General features: G+C 33.7%; 19 protein-coding genes and 2 pseudogenes. 3 read left to right on the forward strand and 18 right to left on the reverse strand.

From position 1 onward, the window contains the following. Positions 1-1,145: 1,145 nt before the first annotated feature. The 18 genes and pseudogenes from HMPREF3108_RS11000 to HMPREF3108_RS08435 form a co-directional block, all read right to left on the reverse strand. A complete protein-coding gene (locus HMPREF3108_RS11000; RefSeq protein WP_255778472.1) occupies positions 1,146-1,280 on the reverse strand; it encodes a hypothetical protein in 135 nt (44 codons plus the stop codon). A 43-nt stretch (positions 1,281-1,323) separates the two neighbouring features. After that, positions 1,324-1,662: a Cd(II)/Zn(II)-sensing metalloregulatory transcriptional regulator CadX gene (gene cadX / locus HMPREF3108_RS08365; protein WP_000711078.1), complete on the reverse strand. Its 339-nt coding sequence runs from the start codon at positions 1,660-1,662 to the stop codon at positions 1,324-1,326. An 11-nt stretch (positions 1,663-1,673) separates the two neighbouring features. After that, on the reverse strand, positions 1,674-2,288 hold the full coding sequence (locus HMPREF3108_RS08370) for a CadD family cadmium resistance transporter (protein WP_002911684.1): 615 nt from the start codon (positions 2,286-2,288) through the stop codon (positions 1,674-1,676). A 299-nt stretch (positions 2,289-2,587) separates the two neighbouring features. After that, entirely contained in the window at positions 2,588-4,651 is a 2,064-nt protein-coding gene (locus HMPREF3108_RS08375) for a heavy metal translocating P-type ATPase (RefSeq protein WP_002893754.1), read from the reverse strand. Between the two features lies 1 nt (position 4,652). Next, positions 4,653-4,931, reverse strand: coding sequence for a DUF6110 family protein (locus HMPREF3108_RS08380; RefSeq protein ID WP_002893755.1), 279 nt, complete (start codon positions 4,929-4,931; stop codon positions 4,653-4,655). A gap of 180 nt (positions 4,932-5,111) precedes the next feature. Then, positions 5,112-5,702: pseudogene (locus tag HMPREF3108_RS08385) on the reverse strand (transposase); the annotation flags it as partial. A gap of 487 nt (positions 5,703-6,189) precedes the next feature. Then, positions 6,190-7,239: pseudogene (locus tag HMPREF3108_RS08390) on the reverse strand (DUF389 domain-containing protein). Continuing rightward, positions 7,236-7,559, reverse strand: a complete 324-nt coding sequence (locus HMPREF3108_RS08395) for a potassium channel family protein (protein ID WP_001253404.1) — start codon at positions 7,557-7,559, stop codon at positions 7,236-7,238. The pseudogene HMPREF3108_RS08390 and the gene HMPREF3108_RS08395 overlap by 4 nt, the downstream one beginning before the upstream one ends. Before the next feature lie 13 nt (positions 7,560-7,572). Next, on the reverse strand, positions 7,573-7,914 hold the full coding sequence (locus HMPREF3108_RS08400; RefSeq protein ID WP_070494211.1) for a hypothetical protein: 342 nt from the start codon (positions 7,912-7,914) through the stop codon (positions 7,573-7,575). Beyond that, a complete protein-coding gene (locus tag HMPREF3108_RS10530) occupies positions 7,839-8,141 on the reverse strand; it encodes a TMEM175 family protein (protein ID WP_004240734.1) in 303 nt (100 codons plus the stop codon). The genes HMPREF3108_RS08400 and HMPREF3108_RS10530 overlap by 76 nt, the downstream gene beginning before the upstream one ends. A 712-nt stretch (positions 8,142-8,853) precedes the next feature. Then, positions 8,854-9,021, reverse strand: coding sequence for a hypothetical protein (locus HMPREF3108_RS10850; RefSeq protein WP_020992799.1), 168 nt, complete (start codon positions 9,019-9,021; stop codon positions 8,854-8,856). Between the two features lie 13 nt (positions 9,022-9,034). After that, entirely contained in the window at positions 9,035-9,688 is a 654-nt protein-coding gene (locus HMPREF3108_RS08405; RefSeq protein ID WP_000677415.1) for an ABC-2 transporter permease, read from the reverse strand. Then, on the reverse strand, positions 9,669-10,526 hold the full coding sequence (locus tag HMPREF3108_RS08410; RefSeq protein WP_070494212.1) for an ABC transporter ATP-binding protein: 858 nt from the start codon (positions 10,524-10,526) through the stop codon (positions 9,669-9,671). Before HMPREF3108_RS08410 ends, HMPREF3108_RS08405 begins: the two co-directional genes overlap by 20 nt. Positions 10,527-10,539: 13 nt before the next feature. Beyond that, on the reverse strand, positions 10,540-11,052 hold the full coding sequence (locus HMPREF3108_RS08415) for a hypothetical protein (RefSeq protein ID WP_061599689.1): 513 nt from the start codon (positions 11,050-11,052) through the stop codon (positions 10,540-10,542). 11 nt (positions 11,053-11,063) lie between these two features. Next, positions 11,064-11,531 carry a stage II sporulation protein M gene (locus tag HMPREF3108_RS08420; protein ID WP_008808387.1) on the reverse strand — a complete coding sequence of 156 codons (468 nt, stop codon included), beginning with the start codon at positions 11,529-11,531 and terminating at the stop codon, positions 11,064-11,066. An 87-nt stretch (positions 11,532-11,618) separates the two neighbouring features. Then, positions 11,619-11,897 carry a class IIc cyclic bacteriocin gene (locus HMPREF3108_RS08425; RefSeq protein WP_008808386.1) on the reverse strand — a complete coding sequence of 93 codons (279 nt, stop codon included), beginning with the start codon at positions 11,895-11,897 and terminating at the stop codon, positions 11,619-11,621. 444 nt (positions 11,898-12,341) lie between these two features. Beyond that, positions 12,342-13,202, reverse strand: coding sequence for a helix-turn-helix domain-containing protein (locus HMPREF3108_RS08430; protein ID WP_061599690.1), 861 nt, complete (start codon positions 13,200-13,202; stop codon positions 12,342-12,344). A 116-nt stretch (positions 13,203-13,318) separates the two neighbouring features. Continuing rightward, positions 13,319-13,891, reverse strand: a complete 573-nt coding sequence (locus HMPREF3108_RS08435; protein ID WP_008808384.1) for a helix-turn-helix transcriptional regulator — start codon at positions 13,889-13,891, stop codon at positions 13,319-13,321. A 154-nt stretch (positions 13,892-14,045) separates the two neighbouring features. On the opposite strand from HMPREF3108_RS08435, the gene HMPREF3108_RS08440 reads away from it, so the two are divergent. From HMPREF3108_RS08440 to HMPREF3108_RS08450, 3 genes are all read left to right on the forward strand, one after another. Further along, on the forward strand, positions 14,046-14,489 hold the full coding sequence (locus HMPREF3108_RS08440; protein ID WP_046165025.1) for a hypothetical protein: 444 nt from the start codon (positions 14,046-14,048) through the stop codon (positions 14,487-14,489). A 280-nt stretch (positions 14,490-14,769) separates the two neighbouring features. Further along, positions 14,770-15,192, forward strand: coding sequence for a hypothetical protein (locus HMPREF3108_RS08445; protein WP_070494213.1), 423 nt, complete (start codon positions 14,770-14,772; stop codon positions 15,190-15,192). A gap of 2 nt (positions 15,193-15,194) precedes the next feature. Continuing rightward, positions 15,195-16,223 (forward strand): replication initiation factor domain-containing protein, encoded by a 1,029-nt coding sequence (locus tag HMPREF3108_RS08450; RefSeq protein WP_070494215.1) that lies wholly within the window; start codon positions 15,195-15,197, stop codon positions 16,221-16,223. Positions 16,224-16,234: the final 11 nt, after the last annotated feature.

The raw sequence follows: 16,234 nt of genomic DNA on the forward strand, positions 1-16,234 counted from the left end.
TGAAGTGTTTCGAAACGTTGATATAATCGTATTGATTAACGTTTTGAGGCAACTGACTCTGTCAGTTTGCAGCCACATTTGTAAGCAACTAAAGTCGCAACAACTGTGTCAATTGCACCAATTTAGTATAGAAATATAAAAAAGAACACCAAGAAAGGTGCTCTTTGTAAGTATAGTAATTCTTTCAAATTAACGTTTACTAAATTGTGAAGCTTTACGAGCTTTCTTAAGACCTGGTTGGGGCACCACTTATTTTATCCAATTTCAAAATGCTTTAAAATCAACGTTTTCATAAGTTTCTAAAAATTCAAATTTCAATAAAGTTCAATCACTTTCATTTAAATAAGGTAAACTTTCATTAAAAATAAGATAAAATCGAACCAGAATATCAAAAGTTTACCTTATTTGGTTTTTACAGAAGTTAAGTAAGCATTCAATACGAATCAATACATAAGAAAAACGCTGATTTCAAGCGTTTTTTCTTTTTGCCAAATGCGATATATTGCACTGTATTTCAATTCAAACTCTACCTTTTTTGAAATAAGAATAATGATTCAGATATTTAAAAAAAGAGGAACTTTAGTGTGAAGCTCCTCTTTTTTATTTGTTCTTTTACTTATAAATCGTATGACCTGGTTTGGAAAGTATGAGTTTCAGTTGGACTAAAAACAGCGTAATATCAAGGATTTTCTGAACAATATCTACTTTTTAATTTCATAAAATCTGAATCAATATTTTTAAAATAGGGGAATAGTTTAGGTCTCTAAGCATTAAAATAATACACCTAACTTTGGTCACCGTTTTTTAGTTATTCACTCTTTTTTCGGATAGTGTTTTTAAAGTTATGATGTAAAATGCCGCAATTAAAATACTATACATCATAATCGGAGGATAGAGAATTAAGGATAGAATCAATCCCACTCCTTTAATTATTAAGTCAGGTATCAATAACTTCCTATATTGTGCGGTAGCTTCAAGTATTTCTTTCTGATCTATATTGGGTTTATCAATTACTTTATGTAAAAACCAGTTTGCTACCGTTGAAACAATAACGATCAGTCCATAAAAGAGCTGTGCCCTATGCTACTAACTATTCCAGTAGCATAGGGCATAAATGAAACAAAAAATAAAAGATACAAATTCTTTCAAATTTCTCCCTTTTCAACTTGGCTAACTTGACCTGCATTACCTAGGTCGCTTTGCTTTAAATTATACTTTTTTCTTAAACATTTGATACGAGCAGGTATTTCTTGTGAGTAATTTTCATCAAAAAATTTCATATATAATCTCCCTATAATCATGGAAAAGTAGTAAAAATAGTTGTTATCCTAGTTGATTAAAAAAATCTCTGATTTCCTCATCTTTTATAAAATAATATATAATTTTCCCCTCTCTTCTAGTGTCCAAGATGTTTTGATTGGCTAGTTTACGAAGATGGTGGGAGGCAGATGCCATACTGAGATTTAATAAACAGGCTATATCGCAGACACAGAGTTCTTCGACGGCAAGGAGATAAAAGATGATATTTATCTGTTTATTATCGGTAAATTTTGATAAAATGCGAAGTGATTTTTGGACTTTTTCCTTTTCAAGGTAGTTCGTTGCGGTTGTAACATTTTGTTGATTAATAACATCCACTTGACAGATACTATCTTTTTTCATATTTTTTTCTCCTAGCCTAACACAGCCCATAGCATGTCAAAGCTGTTGTTTTCAATCAGGATATACATCCCCAATCCTAAATAGACAACGGCAATAAACCATCTGCTATATTTTTCCAAAGTTTCTCCAACAGAAGGGACTTGTGCTAATTTTTGGGCAGAAAAAACCAAGAGATAAATCATGACTAGAAAAGTAAGTAAAGTCACTATCAAATTCGCTAAATTTAAGGTGGTAAAATATGGGACAAAGACACCAATATTGTCAGCGCCACAACTTGCAAAAGTAATCATAGCGACTAGAAAAATCAGGTTTTTATTGTCTTTTCGCAAACCATCTTTTGCAATAGCTTCTCCATCAGAATCTCCTAAAAGCAAAACTTTGAGGCCTAGGAAAATTGGAATCAAACCGAGTAAACCTAAAATCTCTTTACTAGGAATATAATTTAAGACAAATGCAAAAAGCAAACTTAGGAATATTAGACTAACAGAGCCTAGAAATTGTCCTAAATAGATGTTAATGATGTCCTTTCTGCTTTTTCTTTTGGCAAAAAATAACATTAGGATAATAAGTAAGTCTACGGCTGTCCCAGAATACAGGATTATTGAAGTAACAATATTTTGAATCATAAAACACCTCATTCAAATATATTTTTGAATGTATTCTAACATTAACCTTTGTAGATGTCAACTTAAAATCCACCAATTAATAATTGCATGTCAATATTTGTATTGTGAAACTAGTTTCAGAAATATATAGTCTTAAAGTATGTCCACTGCCAATGGTTTTTTCAATATTTAAAAGGAGAGAACCAATTTGGTCCTCTCCAGGGTATAATTTTCCACCAACCCACTACAGTTGACAAAGAGCCGTTATTCTCAAATGAGACAACTCCTTTTAGTTTTTATAACCTCAGCTTCTCGGTCTCTTACCTACTTTTAATAGAAAGACTACGAAGGACGATTCTTAAAGTAGTCAGATTGTGCAATATCGAAAGATTAGATGGGCTTAACCAATTTAACAACCCAAATCCAATTAAACTTCCATTTATTACAACTGTTTCTTGAATATTTCTTTGAATTAATTTCTGCAACGATTCAGATAAAGAATTCAATTCCTCGAAGAAATCTAAACGATTATCTAATAATAAAATATCACTCATCTGCTTAGAAATATCAGCACTTTCATTCATCACAACCCCAATATCTGCAAGCGTCAAGGCAGCAGAGTCGTTTAACCCGTCTCCAACCATCAAAATAGTTCGGCCAGCTTTCTGTAATTCCTGAACCAACTGAAACTTACCATCTGGTTTTAAATCAGTATAAACGTTGTCAAATGGCAGATCTTTAACCAACTCTTCTGTTCTAGCCAACGTATCACCAGTTGCCAGAATCAGTTTTTTCCCTTGGCGCTTTAGCTTTTTCAATGCAACTTTCGCCTCGCTTCTCAAGGGAGTGTGGATACAAAACATCCCAATTAATTCTTTCTTATAAGCCAAAAACAATAAATTGTAATGAGTCTTATATTGCTCAATCAAGGCCAGCTGCTCAGAACTAATTCTTACCTGTTCGTCTTGCATTAGTACATAATTTCCAATGACAACCGATTGACCATCAATTTGCGATTTAATCCCTTTGCTTGCAACATACTGAAGCTTGCCATGCATTTCTTCGTGTTCAATGCCTTCAATTTCAGCTTGTTTAACAATTGCATTGGCAATAGGATGATAGATATGTTCCTCCAAACATGCACTTATTCTTAAAATATCTTTCTCAGTATAATCTCCGAAAGGAAGAACCTTTTCAACCAAAGGATAACTCGTCGTGATGGTACCCGTTTTATCAAACAAGAAAGTATCCACTTCCAGATATTTTTCTAATACATCACCATCTTTAATAACCATTTCTCGATTTAGACCTTCCTTTATGGCCGTAAGGTAGGCTACAGGTGTGGATATTTTTAGAGCACATGAAAAATCCACCAATAAAAAGGAAATGGCTTTTGAAAACGAACCTGTTAACAGATAAGTCAAACCAGCACCTAAGAAGTTATATTTTACAACCTTGTCTGCCATCCTAATAAAATGACGTTGTTTTGTCTTCTTACTCTCTTCAGATTTTTTCATCAGATTGATGAGTTGCAAAATACGACTGTTTATCTGATTATCAGTCACACGAATTCTTAACTCTCCTGTTTCCAAAACAGTATTCGCACATACAGAATCTCCCTCTTTCTTTTCAACAGGGAAGCTCTCTCCAGTCAAGGAACTCTCATTGACCATGCCTAATCCTGAAACCACTTGGCCGTCAAACAAGATTTCATTACCTTGGGAGACAACTAATACATCACCTACTTGAACATCAGAACTCTTGATGCTGATGACCATGTCTCCCCGCACTAAGAAAACATCACTTTCTTTAGCAAGAAGGCTTTGTTCCAAATCTGTTGCTGTTTTTTTTAAAGACCACTGATCCAGATGATTACCCAAATCAAGCATAAACATGATGTTGCTAGCTGTCTTGGATTGGTTCATAAACAAGGACAACAAAATGGCCGAACAGTCCAAGACCTCCATGGTTAGTTCCTTGCGCGCTAAAGTTTGATAGGCTTCTTTGACATAACCCAAAGCCTGATAACAAGTCCAAATATAACGAATAGGGTAGGGTACAAAACTTCGAAACAGCAAACGCTTAATCGCTGCACCCGATACAATTGAATAAGCACTCTCTTCTCTACGAATGGGAAGAGTCATCAAGTCCGAAACTTTCCCCTTGTCAATTTTTTTTAAAAAGGCCTCTGCATTTTCTAATACAGAGAAGCCTTCTTTCATACGTAGAGTAAAGTGCTGCTGATCCATATAAAACTGAATAGAGTCGATCCCTTTTTCATCTTTAGCCAAGGAACGAAGATAATCTTGAATATCCAAGGTCAGTGAAAACGAGGACGATAATCGGATATGTTGATATCCTCTGTGTAGCACTTTAAAAGACATATTATTCACCTGTCAGGCTATCTAATTGTTCTTCTTTCTTTTCCTGTTCGTATAAATATTTAGCGTCTTGTAAAACATCATCACCGTGTTGTTTTACAACAGAAACAGATGCATCCAGTCCATCTTTCAATTTGTAAGCTTTAGCCAAGGCCTTAGAATAGCCTTTCTTAGCTTCTTTACTTGCTAAGACTTTCAAGCCAAGCGTCCCAAATGCTACCCCTCCTAAGAAGAGAGATGATTTTTTCGCAACTTTTGCGACGTTTAATACTTCTTTTAACATGTTTATTTCCTCCTTGTAACTATTGTAGCGAAAAATGACAGCAAAAGCAATTGCTGATATCTGATATATAGATAAAATTCTCTATACTGATATTTAATTATATTATGATGAAAACAATATACTTTATTTTTTGATACTGTAAATAATTATGTGTAAACACTTAAGTAGAGTTACGGAGTGTTAATTAAATAAGCTTTCAAGTGTATCAGAACATTGACCAAACCCTTTATGGATTCGTTGACTTTGCTTGAAATTATAATCTTCAAACAACGTAACTAAGTAACGTTCCAGAGCCTCCTCATTAGGAAAAAGAACCTTCTTTTTCGTTTGATGTTTGATTTCTTTGTTAAGAGACTCAATGAGGTTTGTCGAATACATGCTGTGCCAAATCTGGTAGGGAAACTGATAAAAAGTTAAAAGATTATCCGTCTTCTCCAGACTTTCCATGACTTTCCTATACTTTGGTTTCCATTCGGCGAGAAAGTCCTCTAAAGCTTGTCCTGCCATTTCTAAATTTTCAGCACGATAAATCATTATAAATTGCCCCAGAATAACCGCTCTATCTGCTCGTTTCACTTTACTAGCTAGATTTCGACTAATATGAATTAAGCAACATTGTTGTTTAGCTAATGGGTGAGCCTGACTGATAATCTGCTCAAGCCCCTTAAAGCCATCTGTAACTACAAGAGAAATCTGTTGGATTCCTTGGTTTTGAAGCTTGTCTAACAGGGTGGACCAAGAAGCATTGTTTTCTTGAGGCAACTGTGCATAGCATATCTCTATGCGACTAAAGTCGCTAGAGCTATCCTAATTGCGCACCGCCAGTTCTCATAGAAAAAAACACCTTGCAAGATGCAAAGTGTTTTCGTTTGTATTCTGCTGTCCAGTAACGAATTAACGTTTACTAAATTGTGATGCTTTACGGGCCTTTTTCAAGCCTGGTTTGGAAAGTATGAATTTCAGTTGGACTAAAAACAGCGTAATATCAAGACTTTTCTCCGCTTTTATAAAAGCGTTTTTCCAATCAAATTCAACTAATTTTATCTAAATGGTGTGGATTTTACCCCCAAAATTACAGAGAATGGAGCTGATAAACACTAAACGTTCACACCATTAGTTAAATGATTTTTTTCATCATTTTTCTTAGATGATAGAACTTCTAATTTATTTCTTATTCAAGCAAAAACAACCTGCTATAAGTAAGAAAGAGGAAGATACAAGAAAAACACGGCGTAAAAACCGATTCAGTTCATTGTCCTCAATCCTTGTCTGCTTCATTTTCTTTTACGAGATCGTTTTGTGAATCTTTTTCAGAGAGTTTTTGATCAATATACTTGTCAATGTTTTCATAAAATTCCTTGGTCGCTTCACTATCTAATGTTGGCGAGTTCTGAACTTGATTCACTTTCAATTGAACAGATTGAATACCGTAAGAGGCTTGTTTTTGGTGGAGTGTTTCTAATTCTTCTTCTGAAATCGGATCTCCAACAACCGTCAAGACCAATTCATTGTTACTTGACTTGTAGACTTGATTAATAACCGTATAATTGGCGAACTCTTTTCCTACAAACTGTTTGATCCCTTCTTTGCGCGCTTGTTCTATTGTCAGAGTAACTGCCGAATAGCTAGCTGGAAGAATCAACAATACAATCAAAGAAATCAAGCCAATTCTCATTTTAATGCTCAGCTCTTTAAATGAAGTTAAAGGAGATTTTCTCATCAAAATTCTTGTTCCAACAATGTTGGCTAGCATGATAAAGACACAGTTGATCAAGAAAAGATAGAGAGCCCCCAATAAAAATCGTACATTCCCATTAGCTAAACCATAGCCAGCAGTACAGATAGGCGGCATCAAAGCTGTAGCAATGGCTACTCCTGGCACGATATTGTTTGCTTCTTTTTTCCTTGAACCGATCACACCAGCAATCCCACCAGCAATAGCAATGAGAACATCCCAAATGGTTGGAGAGGTTCGTGCGATCAACTCGCTACTTGCATAAGACAAGGGAGAAATCCAGAAATACAGAGTCGAGACAAGCAAACTGACCAACACTTGAGTCAATAAAACCTCTAGAGATTGCTTGATTAAACGCGTATCAAAAATAGCTAAACCGAATCCCAGTCCAACAATCGGTGTCATGAGAGGTGAAATTCACATGGCTCCAATAATAACAGCTGTTGAATTCATATTTAGACCGATAGAGGCAATAAAAATTGCACACATCAAAATCGCTGTATCTCTCAATCGAACATGAAGGTCATCGTATAATTTCTCACGGTATTCCCGTGTTGAATAATTGGCAGTCATTTGTCCTCTCCTCTTTCCTTATTTAAATCGGTATAATAATTAATAATAACAGCTGATAAACAGCCAAAAAATATGAGCCCATAAATCGTCAAGAAGACACTGGTAATCCTTCCAATCAAGGTCACAGCTAGGAGATCCCCGTAGCCGACAGTCGTCGAAGTCACAAAAGCATACCAAAGACCGTCTCCGTAATTTGTGATAGCAGGTTCAACTAGGAAAAGCACGCCTCCTGACCCAAAAACAAAGGTCACAAAACTCAGAGCAAACCGAGTAAAACCCGTAACCTGTATAATATGCCATAACATTTTTAAACGTCTCATTTGTTCTCCTTATTCATCCTAGCTCCTGACCGAGCCGTTTTTTCCAATAATCAAAGTGAAGATAGGACATGATCTCCATCAGAGAAAGATAGACAAACTGATAGATCTGATTTAAGCTGATTATCAACTGATATTGTTTGAAAAATGACTGGAAGAAAGACCAGATATGACTGTCTTGAATCAGTCCCTTCTTAACATCAGACAGGATATTAGCTAAAGCTCCCAAGGACTGAAACGGTAAATCCTTGACATTTATATAGATCCGGTCCACCACATCATTCAGACTGGTATCTTGGATGGCATGAAATTCTCCAAAGAGAACTCCTGCCGCTCCAAGAGTAGAAACAAATTCCACCAAATAATTTCTGAGGAAATTTTCTCAACCTTTTCCCATAATGTGTTTAGTGCCATCCATAACGATCCCAACCAGAAAAAGGAAAGAAAACAAGCAAAGAAATTTTGCCGTAAATCCCAAAAAGCTTCAAGACTTGGTGTTGTTGGTTTTTCTAACTCTAAAATCAAGATGGTCATAATAATTGCTAGAACAGCATCTGTCAATACAATTAATCTGTCTTTCTTCATCGGATTGCATCCCCTTTCTTTTTTGTAACATTCTATCTTATCGCATAATATTGGATATTCTTTCATAATCCGACTACAAACAAAAATAAACCAAAAAGTCTGTCCCTATTATGCTATATTTAACTCTAGAAGTATTCATCCATCTAATTAATAAATATATCATATTTCACAATAAATGAATACTATCAAAGATTCATCCCCTTTCACTTCATCATTTAGTGTTGCTTAGATTTATCAAAAACAACCAAATTTGTATTAATTTCAAGTATCACCTAGTTACAAAAATTTGGGGTGAACAGAAAAAGCATCCCGTATTTTTGATACGAAATGCTTTCAATAAGTTTAAATAAGTTTTAACGTTTACTAAATTGTGATGCTTTACGAGCTTTTTTCAAGCCTGGTTTGAAAAAAATATGTTTTGATAAAATTCAAAAGCCTTTAAAATTAGCGTTTTCACGAGTTTGCAATATAAATTATTTTATCTAATTTCAAGTAATTGTACTTGAATGGTGTGAATTTTAACCTAAAAATCACTGAATTGAGCTAACTAATATCTAAAATTCACACCATTGAATAATCTAATTTTTATTATGTTTTTTTGTAGAATACTCCCTTTATTTTTTCGTATAGAAAACAAATGAGAAAGACACTTGAGTATAAAACAAGCGTCTTTTCTATTATTCTAAAAACTAACTATGATGGAAATCTATTCCTATTCCTCCCCTTGCTTTCCCATTCGTTCTACCAATCCTGCAATTAAAAGAGGGATAATTGCAAAAAAGATTGTACCTCTTTCTCCCCAAATTAGCAATCCAACTGCCAATATAATTGAAATTATTGCTAAAGCAACAGCTACTTGATGATATATTTTTTTACTCATAACAATTAAACTCCTATCTATTAAATGTACTAGAGTATATTTTGGTTGATATTATCATAGAAACAACCGTTATTGTCATAATTAAGATACAGCTTGCAATTATTAGTAGAATAGCATTAGTATTGCTAATCCAAGAAATAAATACTAGACCAAAAGCTGTTTTCTGCAAAATGTAAACTGCTCCCATAATGAATACCAAAACCAGTATATTTACGACTGTGCTTCCAAATGTACCAAAGGCATAAACCGACGGAAGTAAGAATACTACATACATAATGCCAATCAATAAGCCAGCTATTGATATGAATATATGTATTTGTATACTGAATTGTTGAAAAATTAGAGCGGTTATAAGACTCAAAATCAGAGTTATAAAACTAACAAATATTATTAGAGAGATACAAAAAATGTACCTAGCTAGAACTATCGTTTTTTTGGAAATTGGGAAAACACCAACAAACCTGTTCCAACCACTTTCATAGTCAGAAACTAATAGACTGGTTGGTATAGATGCCAAGCCAATTGGTCCCATTATTGATAAAAAAATTGCTCCAGACTCTCTACCAAAAATTGTTATTAACAATAACGCACAGACAATTAACAATCTATTCGTCACACTTACTTTATTCAAAATAAGTTGAAAATCTTTATAGAGTAGTCCCTTCATCTATCCTCACTCCCTTTGCTAGAAATAATAATATTTCTTCTAATGTAGCATAGTCTTCACTATCAACTTCATTTTGTGATACGTCAACTAAATATTGAATAATGTTATCTTGTGACAACTTATATTTGATGTTTTTCAATGGCAAATGTGCTATTTCGGTTTTAATAGCGTAACGGTTAAGTAACTCACTCCTCTCGCCCTTTAGTAGAATTTTCCCATTTTCAATAAAAATAAAATAATCAGCGACTTGTTCCAAATCACTTAAAATATGCGAAGACAATAGTACAGTCATTCTATTATTATCTACATATTTTTTTAGTATAGTTAAAATCTCTTTTCTTACAATAGGGTCAAGCCCGCTTGTTGCTTCGTCAGCAATCAAAAGTTTAGGATGATGGGATAATGTGGCAGCAAAGTTTAGTTTTACAACCATTCCCCTTGAAAAATCTCCAATAGCTTTGTTAATAGGTAAGGCAAATTTATCAATTAAGCTGTAATAAAGTTCTTTATCCCAACTTGGATAAATCATTTTTAGCATTTTTTCAATTTGTTGAATTGAAAACGAATTTGGAAAATAATTTTGTTCTAAAATCACTCCTAGGTTAAGTTTTATTTGATATTCATCTTTATCAGAATCCAAACCTAAAATTTTCATATTACATGAGTCACTTTTTATTTGATTTAACAACAAATTCAGAAAAGTTGATTTTCCTGAACCATTTTCACCAATCAATCCAACAATACTTCCTTCTTGGATTTTTAAATTATTGATTTGTAATTGAAAATCTGTATACCGCTTGCTTAAGTTTAGCACTTCTAATACTGGTTTTGTATTCATTTTTTACACCTCGCTAAGATTGCAATAGCATATACACAACCGTTAAGCTATTTCCAATTAGAATTACCAACGTCAATAGAGTATTAACTTTTTTAGATACATTGGCCTTTTTTAATTCAATAAATAATAATAAAGCTACTAAAACATAATTACCTAAACTCATTAGTAAAGTAAATAAATTTGTTATTGTGATAAATAGACTTGTTATCACAGAGATAGCACCTGTTATTGAATAAGATAATAGATAAATAAAATACAATGTATTTTTAAAATCATAGTTATCTATGTTTATGTCAGAAAATCTTATTATTATCTTCTTAATTATAAAATAGGTTATATTGGTATTTAAAATTAATACACCAGCTGTAATTACTAGTGAAATCACTATAAATAATAGTGTATTGAATAAGTTAAAGTGTATATTGTATTTTATTTGAAAGGTTTTTTCAGAAATAAAAATACTTCTAAGGATAAAGATAAATAATGAAATTGTAAATACAATGGGTAATTTATGCTTTTTATCCATTTTATTTCTCCTTAACTAATGAAATTAATCATGAAAGGGGTTATAAAGGTTTCAACCCCTGCCGCTAAAGCTAACAATAGGAAAGAGACTATAAAACGTTTAGTCACTTTTTTCTTATCTTGGTTCTGATTCCTCATATTCATTATAGTATCTGATAAATATACATAAGAGCCTATTTCAATCAATCCATGTGGTAAAACTAGCAATAAATATGTTATTGACGAAAAGGAAGACAACAAAAGTCCCAAGATTACTCCATTAATTATAAAGAAAATATAGATAATTGATTCACCAAAGATATATGCTAATAATAACCAAATACTAGCAATTGAATTTTTTAAAAGTATTTGGATAAAATCTTCAAAGCCAAAAGCTACATTATAGTTTGAAATTACTTGCTTTTCAGAAGAAGTGGAAAAATAAAATACTATAAGAGCGGTTAATAAATAGGTCAAAATTAAATATTTTTTCCCTCTCATCCTTTCTCCCTTAGTAATCTAATTATTACTTACTTGAATTTTGAAAAATTGAGGAAGAATTTATCTCCCTCAATCCTCCAACAGTATTTAAGCACTTACGACACCAAAACCAGCTAAAACTGGTGCAATCCATGCTGGAAGTGTAATCCCAGCAATAATTGCAAAGGCATCAACAATTGAACCGCCAGCAGATACAAAGTCTACAATATCTTGGTACCATCCTGGAGCCAACCGAATACCAAATTTTCCACAAATCCAGTAGATATTTCCTACCGCAATAAGCATACCTACAGAAACGAGCAAACTAAATAGAAAAGTTTTTTCAATTTTATTAAGATTGAAGTTTAGTGATACATTGTTTCTCATAATAAACCACCTTTCCCAGTGCAATATAAAGCAATATTAGTACATTCACAAATTCACCTTTTTGTTTTGGACTCCCATAATAACCATCTCTTTTCTTTTAGTATTATTATCCTTTAGAAAAATATTTTACTAGTATTAATTTCGATAAAGGATAATTGGTGTAACCGATTACACTGTTATTCTAGCATTCTTTTATATATAACCTAGATAATTTCAAATAAGAACTTTAATTTACTATTATTTTCATATTTGAAAAAATACACCTTATTACTTATTTCAATTTATAATAATAGTAAAAGGAGGTTCTACCTTATGTTAAAAACAATTTTAAAAAGAATTATTTCTCTCGCTCTTGTCCTACCATTTTTCCTACTACCAATTTTATAAGCTATTATGAGCTAAAATGTTAAAAAGCTGCTAGATTTAAATCTAGTAGCTTTTTTATCAATGTAAAAATTGTTGTAGATTTATTCTTAAAAAAGAGGCAACAATGGGATTACCTAGCTTTTCAATCATGTTTATATCATTATCTATTTTTTCAATGCTCTTTACATCACCATTGAGATAGTCTGATACTTGTTTTAAAACATGCAAACAAGTAATAGCAAACATATCTTGGTAATTCAATATTTCTTCTAATTTAGACATGAAATACCTCACATAGTAAATCTCTTTCCGCTCAATTAAAATTAAAATTAGATTCAAAAAGGCTATTTCAGCACTTTTTTTATGACTTGTAAGTGAGGAATATAATTTACTACGTTCTTCAAACGCTTTACCTAAAAAAATTAAATCGCTATCTGACAATATGGACATTGTATTACCAAATATATACAGTTCATATTCTGTCCATGCTTCAATCTCATATAAATAATTAGTTAAAAATTTTTTATCTTCATCAGTTATTAGAGAGCCGTTATCGAGGGAATGGATAGCTACTTTAATAACTAATAGGTTTAAACGATTATAAACATCAAAACTTTCGTATCCCTTATAAGTTACCAATAGCTTTTTTAAACCATCAATATCTTGTTTCGAGTGAAGCGCTGCTATTTTTTCTCCTAATTTAAAAAATTCAGGCTCTTGATAATTATTCAGTGCATATCCAAACTCTGAAAAGTTCATATGAATACCCGATATAGCTACTAATAGCTTATCAGACGAAAGCATCGTCTGACCATTCTCAAATTTAGATAATTGTGAGACAGACAATTTATCACTTGCAACATCTTTCAATTTTAAGCCTCGTGCAATACGTAACTCACGAAAAAGCTCTCCTAAATCCATTGATTCTTTTGTATTCATCTGCATGTCTCCCTATTTTTTAGCTATTGATATAAAACTAAAAACTTAAATTCTCATGTATATCAGGCTTCACTTAACTCTTTCAAGTAATTTCATGTTTTACAAAATTAATTACTTTATAAATTTGTATGCTCAAATCGAATTACATCAATTTCTTTATCCGATTGTTCCTTATACAAAGAAATTAAATTTTCCGTTTTCCTTTGAATATCCTTTTCATACTTAAGTTGAATGAGTTCTATTTTATCTTCGTCAGACATGTTATTATTTTCAAGTCCTAACTCTTGATTCAGTTGTTCTTTTGTATAAGTTTTCTGTTCCACTTCTCGTTGAAATTGAGCATACTCAAAAAGATTTTCTAACAGTAACTCTTCTTCTGCCATACGAGCATAATGCCAATCATTAGCTAAGCGCTCCAAATGGTCTGCCCATTTCACATCCCCTTTCATCTCTCCAAACTCATTGTAAGGAAAAAGCGCATCCACATCAACTTTTAAAGCTTTAGCTATATCTTCAAGGCGTTCCCAGCTTGGGTCGGTAGTGCCTTTTTCGTAGTTAATAATCGTTTGTTTTGTGACACCAATAATCTTAGCCAATTCTTTTTGAGTCATTCCTGCTTTTAAGCGAGCTGACTTAATATCTAATTCTCCAGCTCGTAGAACAGTCGTATAATTATATAAAGGAGCCATTAGTATCTCACTTTCTAGGTAAAATATATTTTTACTTTTTTGGGTTGAAAGGTAAAATTTTGTTTTGTATAATAAAGATAATTAAAGGTAAAATAATTATTTACCTCTTGATTATATAATATTTTACCATAAAAGTAAATGAGAGGAGACAAAAATGACACAGTTTTATGGTTATGCCCAAATAATTGAACTTGTTAAGGGATTGAACTCTATCTCTACACTAAAAAAATGGCGTTTAAAGATTGAACAACTCACAGGGACTACCTTTGAAGAAAGTCGAGTCCGAACTGGTAAACGTTCTTACAGTAAAATCTATCTCTTTACAGATGATGATATTGAAAAACTCCAACAAATTGCAGATACCAAAGGAAACCTTGGGCTTGATAAAGCAATCTTAAAAGCCTATGCACCGAGTAGAGCCTCTCCCTTATCTATTAACCAAAAAGTCAATCGTTTAACTGTTCAATTAAAAGGGTTAAGTCAAAAAGTAACAGACTTAACACAACAGGAACAGGTATTAGCTATTCGTATAGAGCAGTTAAGAAAACAGATTGAAGTTTTAGAGAAATCGAAGAGGAAAAAATTATTTGGGAAGTGAGCACGGCTAGAAGCACAACGCCATGGGCGAGTGTGTAGAAACACGGTAGCCCATAATGGCGTGCCCGTGCTTGGACGGGCAATCTTCCCCAAAAATTAGTGCCCCGATACTAATAGGGGGCACGAACGTACATGAAAAGTAAAGTAAGCCCTTGGTACATCTGGGATTACGGCAAATTAGTTCTACTAATCAATGAAATTCCTTGGGAGAGTAGAGCTTAAAGCGATTTCTGTGTACGTCTAGTAAAAATGAATATTTTGAAAACACAAAGGAGAACACTATGGCAAACTTAACACTTACCGATACTTCGATTAAACTTGGAGAATTGAACCTCGATAAATCACAATTTGACCTACCTAAACAAGTTGTGATTCTATCAGCTCGACTTAGTTATCAATACCGTGAAGTCAACGGGAAACAAGTTCGAACGGAAGAACCATCTAAATTAGTTTGTACTGTTCAAGATGCAGATAAAATAAAAGTTCTAAAAGAGATGAATATCGCTATTGAAGAACTCAAAGCGATTACGCTTGAAATCCATGATAACCTTGACAAAATCATGAAACTAGCAAAAAACGACGGTTTACTTGATAAGACTGTTGAGCTGGTAAATCCCCAAGTCCGCCTCATGTGGAATATGACTCGTAATAATTGGTCTGGAGTAAAACTAGTGGCAAATGACTTTAAATTCATTGGTGATTAAACATGGAAAACAGCGTGAGAATTGACTACTTCGCTGTAACTATTAAAGATATCCCCCCAGAAAAGGTATTAAAAGAAATATTGCTAATTTCTCAAGAGAACTTTGCCCTGAATGCTTGGGGAATCAACAAATACCAACGCCACTATGCCTGTTCAGACATCAAGGTTTACTTTAACCAAGTCTTAGATAAGATGGGGGTCTATCTGGAACTCAAAGGACGAGGCTGTCGCCAATATGAGGAATTTATGGTGGGTAACGCTAACAACTGGGTAGCTCTGGTCACACGCCTTTACCGCTATCAGGTCAACTTTACCCGAATAGATATTGCCAATGACATCTACGATAAGGCTTTATCCGTTCAAACCCTCTACGCCTACTGTAAACGAGGCTTGTGTATTACAAGAGCACAATATATGGACTATCACGAGCGGTCAATCCTTGAAACAGGCGAACGGGTTGGTGAGACCGTCACCATAGGGGCACGAGGGAGCCAACAATGGTGTGTCTATAACAAACTCATGGAACAAAAAGGTAAAGGTAAAATCGTTGATGAGACAAACGCTTGGGTCAGAGCAGAACTCCGTTGTTGGCAAGGAAAAGCCAATATCATTGCTCACCAAATACACCTTAAAAGACCTCTGACAGCCATTTACTTTGAGGCAATCAACGGACACTACCGTTTTGTCAGACCAAATGGCAGGGACACAAATAAGCGCAGACGCCAACCCGTCAAATGGTGGCTGGATTACCTCCAGACGGAAATCAAAACACGGTTAAGCACTGAACGTACCAAGCCAACGCTTAGACAGTCAGAACGATGGGCGGAAAAACAAGTCTCAAAGACCTTAGCCAAACTCTATGTGGCTAAATATGAGGCAACAACTCTTGAAGGAGCAGACCAATTTCTCCAAGACCTCTTAAAACTGGGATTATCGAAATTTACCAACAGCGATGAAAAGGAGATTGACCAATATGTCCGTGAACACCAAAGTTCCAACACTTGGGGCATACAAAAAGACGACTTGCCGTAAACAAATCGCCT

This window comes from Streptococcus sp. HMSC10A01 (assembly GCF_001807785.1).
Classification (GTDB): Bacteria; Bacillota; Bacilli; order Lactobacillales; family Streptococcaceae; genus Streptococcus; species Streptococcus gordonii.